The organism is Photobacterium makurazakiensis (assembly GCF_050336715.1).
Classification (GTDB): domain Bacteria; phylum Pseudomonadota; class Gammaproteobacteria; order Enterobacterales; family Vibrionaceae; genus Photobacterium; species Photobacterium makurazakiensis.
This window is the reverse complement of record NZ_JAKJSJ010000020.1, coordinates 59,460-73,856: the sequence shown is the minus strand read 5'-3', so window position 1 is coordinate 73,856 and position 14,397 is coordinate 59,460. Positions and strand designations below refer to the sequence as shown.

10 protein-coding genes are annotated in these 14,397 nt (G+C 46.8%); 1 reads left to right on the top strand and 9 read right to left on the bottom strand.

Annotated elements, in window-relative coordinates; all coding sequences use genetic code 11:
• Positions 1-120: 120 nt before the first annotated feature.
• Positions 121-3,039 (bottom strand): RNA polymerase-associated protein RapA, encoded by a 2,919-nt coding sequence (rapA, locus tag L4D09_RS10230; RefSeq protein WP_428457403.1) that lies wholly within the window; start codon positions 3,037-3,039, stop codon positions 121-123.
• Between the two features lie 348 nt (positions 3,040-3,387).
• On the opposite strand from rapA, the gene L4D09_RS10225 reads away from it, so the two are divergent.
• On the top strand, positions 3,388-4,764 hold the full coding sequence (locus L4D09_RS10225; RefSeq protein WP_428457402.1) for a PhoH family protein: 1,377 nt from the start codon (positions 3,388-3,390) through the stop codon (positions 4,762-4,764).
• Between the two features lie 90 nt (positions 4,765-4,854).
• On the opposite strand, the gene thiQ is transcribed toward L4D09_RS10225, so the two are convergent.
• From thiQ to leuA, 8 genes are all read right to left on the bottom strand, one after another.
• A complete protein-coding gene (gene thiQ / locus L4D09_RS10220) occupies positions 4,855-5,574 on the bottom strand; it encodes a thiamine ABC transporter ATP-binding protein (protein WP_428457401.1) in 720 nt (239 codons plus the stop codon).
• A complete protein-coding gene (gene thiP, locus L4D09_RS10215) occupies positions 5,568-7,163 on the bottom strand; it encodes a thiamine/thiamine pyrophosphate ABC transporter permease ThiP (RefSeq protein ID WP_428457400.1) in 1,596 nt (531 codons plus the stop codon). Before thiP ends, thiQ begins: the two co-directional genes overlap by 7 nt.
• Before the next feature lie 13 nt (positions 7,164-7,176).
• The gene (gene thiB, locus L4D09_RS10210) at positions 7,177-8,187 is read right to left on the bottom strand and encodes a thiamine ABC transporter substrate binding subunit (protein WP_428457399.1); all 1,011 of its coding nucleotides are present in this window, start codon (positions 8,185-8,187) and stop codon (positions 7,177-7,179) included.
• A gap of 114 nt (positions 8,188-8,301) precedes the next feature.
• Positions 8,302-9,084, bottom strand: a complete 783-nt coding sequence (locus L4D09_RS10205; protein WP_428457398.1) for a DUF547 domain-containing protein — start codon at positions 9,082-9,084, stop codon at positions 8,302-8,304.
• A gap of 155 nt (positions 9,085-9,239) precedes the next feature.
• Positions 9,240-9,842: a 3-isopropylmalate dehydratase small subunit gene (gene leuD / locus L4D09_RS10200; protein WP_428457397.1), complete on the bottom strand. Its 603-nt coding sequence runs from the start codon at positions 9,840-9,842 to the stop codon at positions 9,240-9,242.
• Between the two features lie 16 nt (positions 9,843-9,858).
• Positions 9,859-11,292, bottom strand: a complete 1,434-nt coding sequence (leuC, locus tag L4D09_RS10195) for a 3-isopropylmalate dehydratase large subunit (RefSeq protein ID WP_428457396.1) — start codon at positions 11,290-11,292, stop codon at positions 9,859-9,861.
• A gap of 23 nt (positions 11,293-11,315) precedes the next feature.
• The gene (leuB, locus tag L4D09_RS10190) at positions 11,316-12,404 is read right to left on the bottom strand and encodes a 3-isopropylmalate dehydrogenase (protein ID WP_428457395.1); all 1,089 of its coding nucleotides are present in this window, start codon (positions 12,402-12,404) and stop codon (positions 11,316-11,318) included.
• A gap of 2 nt (positions 12,405-12,406) precedes the next feature.
• Positions 12,407-13,957, bottom strand: a complete 1,551-nt coding sequence (leuA, locus tag L4D09_RS10185; protein ID WP_428457394.1) for a 2-isopropylmalate synthase — start codon at positions 13,955-13,957, stop codon at positions 12,407-12,409.
• Positions 13,958-14,397 lie beyond the last annotated feature (440 nt).

The window sequence follows — 14,397 nt, the reverse complement described above, 5'->3', positions numbered from 1 at the left end:
GGAATAATATCACAGCACGGTGAGTCCCCCCTAGTGTTGAGCATACTGATATGGTTATTAGCAGGCATTAAAAAGCCGCCATATGAATGGCGGCTTTGAGTATTACATTGATTGATAAATTTAACCGTGGCTAACAACAATCAAGCGTAATGAATCAAGCTGAACTTGCGCTTTGGCAATGTAGCCTGTGAGCTCTTGGATTTGGTTTTCCAGCAACTCTAACTCGTCATCACGAATATTCGGGTTGACCGCTTTCAGTGCCTGTAGGCGAGCAAGCTCAGCACGTAGGTTAGTTTCCATTTCGACTTGAGCGTTTTCGCGAACGGTAACCAGCTCTTTGGCAACAGCCTCTTCAGCATGCTCAATTAAGACATGAATGTCTTTTTGTACCGAGTTAACTAACTTACTACCAAGGTGGCGGTTAACTGGGCTTAACTGGCGATTGAAGCCTTCGAACTCTACATTGGCCGATAAATTGTTGCCTTTGGCATCAAGCAGAATACGGATCGGTGTTTTTGGTAAGAAACGACCAATACCCGATTGTTTCGGTGCTTGGGCGTCAACCACATACACTAATTCAAGTAGTAGCGTGCCTGCAGGTAAGGCTTTGTTTTTAAGCAGAGATACCGCAGTTGTTCCGACACCTTCTGACAGTAGCAAATCAATGCCACCTTGGATCATCGGATGCTCCCAGCTGAGAAAGTGCAGATCTTCACGTGATAACGCAGTATCACGTTCAAATGTGATGGTACAGCCGTCATAAGGCAAGCCTGGATAGCTTGCCACCATCATGTGTTCCGATGGTGTAACGACAATAGCGTTCTCGCCTTTATCATCTTGGTTAAGACCAATGGTATCGAATAGGCCCAATGCAAAGGTGACCAAATTGGTATCGCCATCTTTGGCACTGATTTGTTCTACCAGCTGCTGCGCTTTGTCACCACCGTTTGAGTGAATTTCCAATAGGCGGTCGCGGCCTTGCTCGAGTTTACTCTTCAGTGTTTGGTGCATGACGGCACTTTGCTCGATCAGCTGTTCAAGCTTTTCACCGCAAGGCTTATCACTAGCAAGCAGAGTGATCAAATCACTGCTGAAAGCATCGTAGATAGCGCGGCCTGTTGGACAGGTTTCTTCAAAGGCATTTAAACCTTCGTTGTACCAACGCGCTAGCAATGCTTGCGATGTACCTTGCAGATGAGGTACATGAATTTCGATATCACGTTGTTGACCGATACGATCAAGACGGCCAATACGCTGTTCCAGAAGATCAGGGTTATTGGGCAGATCGAACATCACTAACTGATTGGCAAATTGGAAGTTACGTCCTTCCGAACCAATCTCAGAACAAAGCAGAACTTGTGCGCCTTCGTCTTCTTGAGCAAAGTATGCCGCGGCTTTATCGCGTTCGATAATCGACATACCTTCATGGAACACGGTAGCACGAATACCTTCACGTTCACGTAATGCTTGCTCAAGGGTTAATGCTGTTTGGGCACGCGAACAAATGACCAAGACTTTTTCTTGGCGATTGGCTTTTAGCATGTCTAGCAACCAGTTAACACGTGGATCAAAGTTCCACCACGTTGCTGATTCGCCTTCAAACTCCTGATAAATATCTTCAGGGTAGAGCAGCTTAACAGCCTTCTGCTCTTCGTTCATTTGACCACCCATCATCGCAGCGACACGCATTGCCGTTTGATATTGGGCTGGTAGCGCGAGCGGGTACATATTGAGGTGGCGTTGCGGAAAACCTTTGATTGCTGAACGAGTATTACGGAACAATACGCGACCTGTACCATGGCGATCCATAAGGTTATCGATCAACTCATGGCGAATGTTTTCTTGCTGCTCGGTATCAACGTCTGCGGCTTCAATGGTGTGAAGCATTGGAGTGATATCTTGTTCTGGCAGCAATTCAACAAGTGTATTCTTGGCGTTACCATCCAGTGCTTCACCCGAAAGTAGGCGGGAGACAGCATCAGCAACGGGGGCATATTGACGCTCTTCCTCGACAAAGGCTTCATAGTCATAGAAGCGATCGGGATCGAGTAAGCGTAGACGGGCAAAGTGACTTTCATGACCAAGCTGCTCAGGCGTTGCCGTTAGTAGCAGTACCCCTGGGGTCTTTTCTGCTAGTTGCTCGACAACTTGATATTGGCGACTTGGCTTGTCTTCACTCCACTCTAGGTGGTGGGCTTCATCCACAACCATTAAGTCCCAGTCGGCATCGAGTGCTTGCTCGAAGCGACGACGGCTCTTACGCAAGAAATCGAGCGAACACAGTACATACTGAGCAGTATCGAATGGGTTCGCGGAGTCAGCAAAAGCCTCAACACAGCGTTCTTCATCAAAGATGGAAAAATAAAGGTTAAAGCGACGCATCATTTCAACCAGCCATTGGTGCTGAAGTGTTTCAGGCACAAGGATCAAAATGCGTTCGGCACGGCCAGACAGCACTTGCTGGTGGATGATCATACCGGCTTCGATTGTTTTACCTAAACCAACTTCATCGGCCAGTAACACACGTGGCGCGTAGCGACGACCAACCTCATGAGCAATATAGAGCTGATGCGGGATCAGGCCTGCGCGCATGCCACAAAGGCCACGCAGCGGGCTTTTATGTTGTTCATACTGATTCTTCAGTGCTCGGTAGCGGAGCGCAAAGCGATCCATCCGGTCGATCTGACCTGCAAAGAGCTTATCTTGTGGCTTGTTGAAGCGGATTTGGTTGCTCAGGAAGATTTCACGCAACGTGACATCTTCTTCTTCGGTATCAGTACGTGTACCCACATACGTGAAAACACCGCCGTCTTCGTCGACACGCTCTACTTTCAGCGACCAACCTTCATGGCTTTCAACCACATCACCGACATTGAACATTACGCGGGTCACGGGAGCGTCATTTCGAGCATACAGGCGGTTCTCTTCACAGGCAGAGAACATTAGGGATACGGTTCTGGCATCAGCTGCAACAACAGTACCCAAACCTAAGTCACTTTCAGTATCACTGATCCAACGTTGACCCAAAGCAAATGGCATAGTGGTTAAAACCTTCTAATTATTTGATATTAAGGAAAATGCTAAACCGATGCGCTAGCATTTTTGAACTACACTCAAAGTAATACCGTACAACAGAAAGAAAACTTCCTGCTAATTGCAAGGTTGTCGGTATATAAGTGTAAGCCAGAATTCGCATCGGTAAAAAAGGGGAGTTATGTTACTGCATGCCGTGAGCAAGGTCACGGCTAAAGTGTCAAGAAACTCGCATTATCTAAGTGTCACATTTATTTAATTATCTCCGGTCTTTAATAGTAACAGCAGCGATTTGGCTGATGCTTCAAAAACAACAGTAATTTTTACTGTTAACTTATTACCAAGGAGGTACCTATGGATGACGTAGGACGGAAAGTCTTTGTATTAGACACCAATATTCTACTTCATGAACCCCTCGCTATTTATTCCTTCAATGAGCATGACGTTGTGATCCCGATGACGGTGCTTGAAGAGCTTGATCGCATCAAAGACAGTAAGCGCGATGTCGCCCGTGATGCTCGAGTTGCTATCCGCGCCCTAGAAGATATCTTTCATGATGCGACACCGGAACAGATAGCTGAAGGGATTTCATTTCATAAACAAGGAGGAAAATCAGGCACGATTGCGATCTTTGCCGATTACGAAGTCACTGAAACTGTGCACGCTTTTACTGATAAAGCCGGTGATAACCGGATTTTAAACGGCGTGCTTTACCTACAGGCACATTACGCTCCCCGTGAAGTGGTGCTCATTACCAAAGACATCAACATGCGCTTGCGAGCAAAAGGGGCTGGGGTTTGTTATGTTGATGACTACCGCTCAGATCAGCTTATTGATGATGTGAAACTACTAACCAAAGGTTTCCATAAATATCCGGGAAATTTCTGGGAGAGGGTGGCCGAATGCCATTCGGAAAGTCGAGGTCGTTCAACGCTGCATACCTTACCTGCGGAATTATTTGAAACGCCTTTTGTTAATCAGTACTTAATCGATGAAGAGTCTGATTTTGCTGGGCGAGTACAAGCGATTAAGGGGGAGACATTAACCCTGAAAGACATCGGCCATGAGCGACTCATGCATCGCCAAGCGTGGGGGATCCATCCGAAAAATATTTATCAAGGCATGGCGATTGATGCCATGATGGATCCGAGTATTGACCTAGTGATCCTAACGGGTCCTGCTGGTTGCGGTAAAACCATTCTTGCGATGGCGACAGCGCTTGAGCAAGTTATCGAAAAAGGGATGTATGATAAAATTATCGTCACCCGAAATACCCCAGAGATAGCAGAGTCGATCGGTTATCTACCGGGCACCGAAGAAGAAAAAATGATGCCATGGCTCGCTGCCGTGACCGATACCATGGAAGCATTGCATCAGAATGATGTGTGTACCGATGGTTCGATGAAATACATTTACGATAAAGCCAACATCCAGTTCAAATCGATTAACTTTATGCGTGGTCGCTCTATCCAGAATGCATTTGTTCTATTGGACGAATGTCAAAATTTAACCGCCTCACAGATCAAAACCATTATTACCCGCTGTGGGGAAGGCACCAAGCTTGTCTGTTCCGGTAACTTAGCGCAGATTGATTCCAGTTACCTTTCTCCCGTCACCTCGGGCTTGACCTATATCGTCGAGCGATTCAAAAACTTCGAGGGTAGCGCCAACATTTACCTTAACGGTGTTGTACGTAGCCGTTTGGCTGAATTTGCAGAAGAAAACCTATAGTTTTTTGTTAGCTTAGAATGAAACTTACAACCATAACAAGGAGTGGTGCACCAGCATCACTCCTTTTTTAATATGAAGCCGTGATTGAGATTAATGTCCGAGGTAACGAATCAGTGCTTCATGATTCGGCGATTCGATAACGTCTTTAGTCGGACCAAAAACGGTCACTTTCCCTTGTTCAATAAAGGCGCATTTATCGGCAATCTTCAGTGCATCTTCTGGACTATGGGTCACCATTAGTACGGTCGTAGCATGTTTTTTTGCCAGTTTTTTTACCAGCTCGAGCATTTCTTTACGCAGGGCAGGATCTAGGGCTGAGAAGGGCTCATCCAATAAAAGCACTGGACGTTGGCGGATCAAGCAACGGGCCAGCGCGACCCGTTGGCGTTGGCCTCCAGACAGCTGCTCTGGCAGGCGGTCGAGATAACTTTGAATCCCCACCTTGGCGGCCGTCACCACGATGCTTTCTTTTTCACTGTTCGTTAACTTTAATCCTGGATGTAATCCAAGGCCGATATTTTCAAATACGCTCAAGTGGGGAAATAAATTATGTTCTTGAAATAAAATCGACAGCGGCCTTTGGGCTGGATGCTGATGTTCAATGAGCTTGCCGTTAATGATTAACTGGCCACTATCAGGCGATAAAAAGCCCGCAATCATAGCCAATAACGTACTTTTTCCTGCGCCACTTGGCCCAAGCAAAGCAACAATCTCCCCTTGTTCAACATTCAGATCGAAACACAGTGTGGTTGATTTATCCTGATGGGTAGGGTGTCGATAGCGATGGCTTAATTGCTGAATTGTTAGCATGACGAGGTCCGAATGATCATTTTTTCTACGAGGCTAAACAGCCCCAAACTCAGGGTTAGCAAGATCAGTGCAGCAACGGCTGCGGCATCCATTTGGTAGCTGCCCAGTAATTGAAATAAGTACAGCGGCAAGGTTTGAAAGTCATTACTGCCAAAGAGTGCGATGGCACTGAGATCGCCTAATGATAGAACAAAGCCAATAGCCAGAGCTTGGGCGATAGGGGCTTTCAAGGCCCGCCATTCAACCAGTTTTAGACGAGCAAAGCCAGACATGCCAAGGCTTTGGCATAGCGGTTCATATTGCTGAGCGACATGGAGCATCGGCTGACTTAGCGTCTTGAGTACATACGGCAGCGCCATGAGGGCATTAACGGCAACTACAACCCAAAAAGCCGCTGCAAAGGCATCGGTATACTGGCGTAGCAGTAAGAAAATTCCGGTGCTGAGCACTAAGCCGGGCGTGACTAAAATCATGGTGCCAATAAGCTCAATGCCATCTGCCCGCCATTTCTTAAATTGCAGCCGCCACTGACGGCTGGTCAGTAAAATGGCGATGCCTCCGGTTAATGCTAAGGCACATGACAAGAGGGCGATTTGAAGTGAATTCATCACGGCTTGCCATAGGCTGGGCGTGGTTAATAGGGCGATGGTTTGATTGTTTATTCCCGCGATGAATACGGCAATAAGAGGCGGTAAAACCAACAGCATCGACAAGCCAATCCAGGCACAGTCCCAGAGCTTTGACCTATTGCTATCAAAACGGCTTGGGAGGGTTTTCGCGACGGATTGATTGGATGTAGGCAGCGGTTTCGTAAAACGCTGGCTAAATAATACCAAGCTACAGCAAAGCAGCATTTGCCACAGGGCTAACATTGCACCGCCGGCTAAATCAAAGTCATAACGTAATGCTTGATAAATCGCGAGCTCAATGGTGGTTGCTTTTGGACCGCCTCCTAGAGACATGATCACGGCAAAGCTGGTAAAGCAGAGCATGAAGATCAGACCAACCACATGGGGTAGTTGTTGACGTAAACGAGGCCATGCGACCAGCTTGAATTTCTGCCAGCTTGATAGTCCAAGATGGGTGGCTAATTGGTGTTGCTCAAAAGGGATGCCTTCAAGGCTCTGTAATAACAAGCGAGCGGCGAGCGGTAGGTTCAGAAAAACATGCGCGAGCAAGATACCATTGAGGCCATAAATCGACAGTGAGCCTTGCCAGCCCACAGCTTGGAGGTATTGGTTTATTAAGCCGCTTTTACCGTAAATGGCGAGTAAGCCAAAAACAGCGACTAAAACAGGCAGTACCAAGGTCATCGCAAACAACCTCAGCAGCAAAGCCTTTCCCGGGAACTGCCTGCGTGACAGTGCGTAAGCCGTTGGAATGGCAGGCAGTACACTTAGCAAGGTCGACAGTAAAGCTTGGATAAAGGTGAAGCGAGTGACATGGCGAAGGTAACTATCTTGCCATAGCGTGAGTATATTCAGCTCAAGAGCTTCACCCACTAATGCGCTGAGTGCTGCAATAACGAGGCATATGATCAGCCCGGCGGTGATAATGCCGGGCAATAAAGTGCGAATACGGGTGTTCAAATGTGAGTGCCTACTATCGGGTTAGCGCTTGTTGCCACTCTCTAATCCAATTTCGTCGCTGATCCGATACTTTATCAGCATCAAACTCTAGCGATGTGGCTGGGAGGGTAAGCTGTTCAAACCCCTCAGGAAGCGTTTGCTTAATGACAGGGTACATCCAATTACCAGTTGGGATCACAGATTGGAATTCAGGCGTTAAGATAAAAGCCATGAATTGATCTGCCAGTGCCTGGTTGGGGCTACTTTTTAATTTCGCGGCAACCTCGACCTGCATATAGTGCCCTTCGCTAAAGTCAGCGGCTTTGTATTTATCGTCGCTTTCCGCAATTAGGTGATAGGCGGGTGAGGTCGTATATGACAGCACCATATCAGACTCCCCTTTGAGGAACATGCTATAGGCTTCAGACCAACCTTTAGTCACCGTAACGGTTTTCTTTGCTAGTTGCTGCCAAGCTTCTGCAGACTTGTCACCGTAGACGGATTTCACCCACAGCATCAGCCCTTGCCCTGGTGTTGAAGTGCGGGGATCTTGATAGATAATGCTGAGATCATCCCTAGCAACGAGTTCTTTCAGACTTTTAGGTGGGTTCGTCAGCTTGCTGCTGTCATAAACAAAGGCAAAATAGCCAAAGTCATACGGTACGAAAGTGGTATCTGACCAGCCATTTGGCAAGTTCACGTTGCTGGTATCAACTTGGTGTTCGGCCAGAAGCCCTGTCTTCTTTGCTTCGCTGATAAGATTGTTATCAAGCCCCAGCAGTACATCGGCCTTGGTGTTCTTGCCCTCTAGGCGGACACGATTCAGGATTGATACCCCATCATCCAACGCAATCATCTCAAGATCACAATCACACTCGGCTTCAAATGCTTGCTTGATTGCTGGACCGGGTCCCCAATCTGAAGCGAATGAACTGTAGGTATACACGGTAAGGGTATTGTCTGAAGCCCAAGCGGAACTTGCTGCGATAGAAAGGGTAATGATGGGTAATAGCTGTTTCACGGTGCGCTCCTGATACTCTCGCATCCTGCGAGAGGAAGGTGGGTTGGGGAAACCCCAACGAAGACGAGCGCTATTGTAATGTGCCTACTATTTTGTTGCCAGCGCAAAACGGTGATTACTTACGACGCGGCAAGGCGCTTAACGCGCTTCATTTAATGACCAATTGTAGTCATAACGCACCTTATTGAGCTGGATCGTTGCGCCCTGATGATATTGATTGATGTGATTTTGTAGCTGTGACAAAGTACCAAAGTCACTGCTATACCAGTCATAAATGGATGACAAGCGAACACTCGTGCCTGCGGCACTTACACCTTTACTGCTATTGATAAAGCGATGCGCTGCTTGCTCAAGTAATGATTCATTGCTCTTCGATGTAAAGGCTGTTGGTAGCAGATCAGGGCAACCGAGACTGGCACAGTTTACAGCATAGTGAATACGAGGGTCTTGCCAGATCGGACGTAAGATCCGATGTTCAATGTCATTTAGGGATAGCGTCTGGCCACTGATGGTGATCAGCTTTTCATTCCATGGCCCAAAACTAAAAAAGCCGCCTAATTTGGTGATGGATTTAACTGGGTAGTTGTCGAGGATCAGCTGTACTGTTAGTGCATTGTAGAGGTTTACCCAGTAAGCAAACTGTTCGTTACGATTCAATTGACGCGGATCGCTGTCAGTGAGTTCTCGGATATAGCGATTTAACTCATATTTGTCATCACTCGTGACCGTCTGATAGCGAAAAAGAGTTTGGTTTGACTGAACTTTTAGGTATTTATCAAGTAGTGTTTGCCAACGCTGGTGGTCAATAACTTGTTGATTGGATGCATTGTTTGCTTGCCAATAAGCCCAGAGATCGGCCTTGGGGGCTGCCAGTGAGAATGTTGAAGTGAGTAGCAGTAAACAGGCGGCGAATAGGCGCATGAGAAATCCTTAGTGTGGGCTTGCTGGCTTTTTTGTTATTTACCCAGATTGGTATTAATTATATATGACCTTGGTTTATCAATATTTATTTCATGCCTAGATAAAAAAACACCCCGGCGCTAACCGAGGTGTTGATAGTTAATTACCGCAGAAGATTATGCAAGAAAAGCGGGAATGTTTTCTTCATAAGCTGAAATCTTATCTTCATGCTGTAAGGTCAGGCCGATGTTATCCAAGCCGTTTAACAGACAGTGGCGACGGAATTCATCAATTTCAAAGCTGTATTGTTTGCCGTTGGCTGTCACGCGCATCGCTTCTAGATCAACCGTCACTTCCGCGCCTTCATTGGCTTCAACAAATTGGAAGATCTCATCAACTTCTTGATCGGTTAGACGAACAGGTACCATTTGGTTATTGATTGAGTTGCCATAGAAGATGTCAGCAAAGCTCGGTGCGATCATCACTTGGATACCGTAATCGGCTAATGCCCAAGGGGCGTGTTCGCGAGATGAACCACAACCAAAGTTTTCGCGAGCTAGCAAGATGCTTGCACCTTGATAGCGTGGGGCATTCATCACAAACTCAGGGTTTGGCTGTTTGCCTGCATCATCAAGGAAACGCCAATCATTGAATAGATGCTGACCAAAACCGGTGCGAGTTACTTTCTGTAAAAACTGCTTTGGAATGATGGCATCGGTGTCGACGTTGGCGGCATCCAATGGAACAACCAAGCCAGTATGTTGTTTAAATCCTGTCATTGTTTCGTTCCTTTTCTCAAGCAGTTACTGCAACGTTATCTAGTTCACGGATATCGACAAAGTGACCAGCACATGCCGCTGCTGCAGCCATGGCTGGGCTGACTAGATGCGTTCGGCCATCACGGCCTTGGCGGCCTTCAAAGTTACGGTTGCTGGTTGACGCGCAGCGCTCGCCAGGGCCAAGGCGATCATTGTTCATTGCTAGGCACATTGAACAGCCTGGTAGGCGCCATTCAAAACCTGCATCGATGAAGATTTTATCCAAACCTTCTTTCTCGGCTTGTGCTTTAACTTGTTCAGAACCTGGTACAACAAGCGCCTGAACATTTGCTGCTACTTTACGACCTTTAGCGATTGCAGCCGCTGCTCGCATATCTTCTATACGCGAGTTGGTGCAAGAACCTATAAACACTTTATCGATACTGAAATCAGACAGTTTTTTGCCAGCTTCTAAGCCCATATAAGCCAATGCTTTCTCTGCAGAAGCTTGCTCTACTGGATCGGTAAAGTCCGTAGGGGTTGGAATTGGTTGATCAACGGCAATCACTTGGCCAGGGTTTGTTCCCCAAGTTACCTGCGGTTTGATGTCTTTCGCTTCTAGTGTTACGACAGCATCAAACTCTGCGTTGGCATCTGTTTTCAGGGTCTTCCAGTATTCGATAGCGGCATCAAGGTTACCGCCTGTTGGCGAGAACTTGCGATCTTTGATGTAATCGAAGGTGGTTTGATCCGGTGCGATCAAACCAGCTTTAGCACCAAGTTCAATGGCCATGTTACAAACCGTCATTCGACCTTCCATCGTTAGGTCGGTGATGGCTTCACCACAGAACTCAACTACATAGCCTGTACCACCTGCCGCGGTCGTTTTGCCAATGATCGCCAGTACGATATCTTTTGCGGTAATGCCTTCAGCAACTTGGCCTTTGACCTCAATTTTCATGGTCTTGGCTCGTGCCTGCTTTAAGGTTTGCGTTGCCAATACATGCTCAACTTCAGACGTACCGATACCAAATGCTAATGAACCGAATGCACCGTGAGTTGCGGTGTGTGAATCACCACAAACAATGGTCATACCCGGTAGGGTAATGCCAAGCTCAGGCCCCATTACATGGACGATACCTTGGTACTTGTGATTAAGGTCATACAGAGTGACGCCAAATTCTTCACAGTTTTTGGCCAGGGTTTCCATCTGAATACGCGCCATTTCACCAGACGCGTTAATGTCTTTGGTCTGCGTTGATACATTATGATCCATCGTGGCAAATGTTTTGCCCACTTGGCGTACCTTACGGCCTTTTTCTCGTAGTCCGTCGAATGCCTGCGGTGAGGTCACTTCATGTACTAGGTGACGGTCGATGTATAAAATCGGGTTTTCACCTTCAGCGGCGACCGCAACGTGGGCATCGTAGACTTTTTCATATAGCGTCTTAGGCGCTTTGTTATTTGACATTGCTCTTGCTCCTTGTTGCGATCTTAGGCTTGACGAATGTACTGGGCAATCTTATCGCCCATCTCACTGGTGCTTAGAGCTGGGGTATTCCCCGCTAGGTCAGCTGTTAACTCACCGGCTTCCAGTGCTTGTGATACTGCCAGCTCGATAGCGCGAGCTGCATCGTCTTCACCTAAGCTATAGCGCAGCATTAATGCCGCTGATAGGATTTGAGCAACAGGGTTGGCGATGTTTTTACCAGCGATATCAGGCGCAGAACCACCTGCTGGCTCATACATGCCGAACTTGTCTTGGTTTAGGCTGGCTGACGGAAGCATGCCCATAGAGCCGGTGATCATTGCGCACTCATCAGAGATGATGTCACCAAAGATGTTAGAACACAGCATTACATCAAACTGTGAAGGATCTTTGATCAACTGCATGGTCGCGTTATCAATGTACATGTGGTTTAGCGTGACTTCTGGGTAGTCTTTTGCAACTTCTTCAACCACTTCACGCCATAAGATAGAGCTTTGTAGCACGTTTGCTTTATCAATTGAGTAGACGTTCTTTTTACGTAACATGGCAGATTCAAACGCGATACGGGCAATACGGTCAATTTCATAGCGATGATACACTTCGGTATCATAAGCTTTTTCTTGTGGACCTTCGCCTTCGCGACCTTTTGGCTGACCGAAGTAGATGCCACCTGTTAGCTCACGTACGACAACAATATCAAAGCCACGCTCTGAAATATCTGCGCGTAGTGGTGAGAATGCTTCTAGGCCACTGTGGATCTGTGCTGGACGTAGGTTACAGAACAGTTGGAAATGCTTGCGTAATGGTAGCAGCGCCCCACGCTCTGGTTGATCATTCGGTGCAAGGTGCTCCCATTTTGGACCACCTACCGAGCCAAATAGAACGGCATCTGACTCTTCACAACCTTTTAATGTTGCATCAGGAAGAGGACAACCATGGTTGTCGATAGCAATACCACCGACATCATATTCGTTGCAGGTAAGGGTGAAACCAAATTTTTCTTGAGCGGCATCTAGCACCTTGTGTGCTTGTTGCATTACTTCTGGACCAATACCGTCACCCGGTAAAACGGCAATTTTATATGTACCTGCCATGGTTATACTGTCTCCATTTGGGATTTTTGTTTAATTTCTTCAATTTGATCTGCGCGATGAATACTATTTATCACGTGTAGTAGGGCTTGACCTGATGCTTCAACGATATCTGTTGCTAGACCTGTACCGTGGTACTTACGACCTTTGTAGTTGGCGATAATGTCTGCTTGGCCTAGGCCATCTTCACCTTCACCTTTGGCTGTAAGGTCGAACTTATCCAATACGATTTCATAGCCTGTTAGGCGGTAGATACACTGGTATAGCGCATCAACCGGACCGTTGCCGACAGCCGCTTCACATTTCTCTTCATCGCCACATTGCAGTTTGATGCTGGTGGTGGCCATAACACTGCCCGATTGAACACTAAGGTAGTTCAGCTTGAAGAAGTCATCTTCATCGCGCAGGTTAGCAAAATGCATTAGGGCTTCTAGGTCATAGTCGAACACTTGGCCTTTGCGGTCGGCAAGTTTTAGGAAGTCGGCATATAGTTCATCTAGGTTGTACTCGTTTTCGGTATAACCCAATGTATCCATATGGCTTTTCACTGCGGCACGGCCAGAGCGTGACGTTAGGTTCAAGGCTTGATTCTTAAGACCAATTGTCTCGGGGGTCATGATCTCGTAGGTGTTTTTGTTCTTTAGCATGCCATCTTGGTGAATACCTGATGAGTGGCTAAAGGCGTTGGCCCCAACAATGGCTTTGTTTGCTTGAATAGGCATATTACAAAGCTGGCTAACCATCTTGCTGGTGCGGTGAATTTCATCATGCTTAAGGTTGGTGTGAACACCCAGGAAATCAGCGCGTGTTTTGATGATCATCGCGATTTCTTCTAGTGAACAGTTACCTGCACGCTCACCCAGTCCATTAATTGTTCCTTCGACTTGACGAGCACCCGCTTGAACGGCTGCCATTGAGTTTGCGACCGACATGCCCAAGTCATCATGACAGTGTACTGAGATAATGGCTTTATCGATGTTTGGTACACGTTCGAATAACTGGCTAACGATACCGCCAAACTCATTGGGTAAGGTGTAACCTACGGTATCTGGAATATTGATGGTGTTTGCACCGGCGTTGATCGCGGCTTCTACCATGCGGCACAGATTATCAATTGGGGTACGACCCGCATCTTCACAAGAAAACTCAACATCGTCGGTGTAGTTACGTGCGCGTTTTACTGCTGCTACACCCATTTCAATTACGTCGTCATAGCTGCGGCGCAGCTTGTCTTGAACGTGGACGGTCGAGGTTGAGATGAAAGTATGGATACGGAAAGCTTCTGCGACCTTTAGCGATTCGGCTGCGACATCGATGTCTTTGGCAACGGCACGAGAAAGTGCACAAATTCGACTATTTTTAATGTGCTTAGCAATGGTTTGAACTGACTCAAAGTCACCCGGTGAAGAAATTGGAAAACCGGCTTCAATCACATCAACACCTAGACGCTCAAGGGCGTAGGCAATTTGTAGTTTTTCTTTTACCGTCAAGCTGGCTGATAGGGCCTGCTCACCATCACGCAAAGTGGTATCGAAAATAATGACTTGATCTTTCATTGCAACTTCCTTTCGTTCGCCTGCCTGTATTGGCTTAGTCTGCATCCGCTTGCGCTGGCTTTGTAATATGAAAAAACCCGCGCTGACTGCGCGGGTTTTTTGAATTCTTAGTGGTGTTTCCCACCCATAAGCTACCCGCGCAAATTATTCACGATAAGGAGGAGGCTTAGGAGCATTGAGAAACGTGTTTTCATAATTGAAATATATCCACAAAGTTGGTTAACAAATGAATACCAAATAGACAGTGCTACCGTCAACCATTAATTGCATGTTTATTTTGTTTTTGTGGTTATTAAGTTGATTATTAACATTATAGGTAGATATCAGACCAGTTGTATTCAATGAGAGGGTATAGCCCCAGTGAATGTCTGACGGCGCTATTCATAACAATAAGGTTACGTAAATTGTTTTTTATTTGTTAACGGTGTCACTTTCGGCTG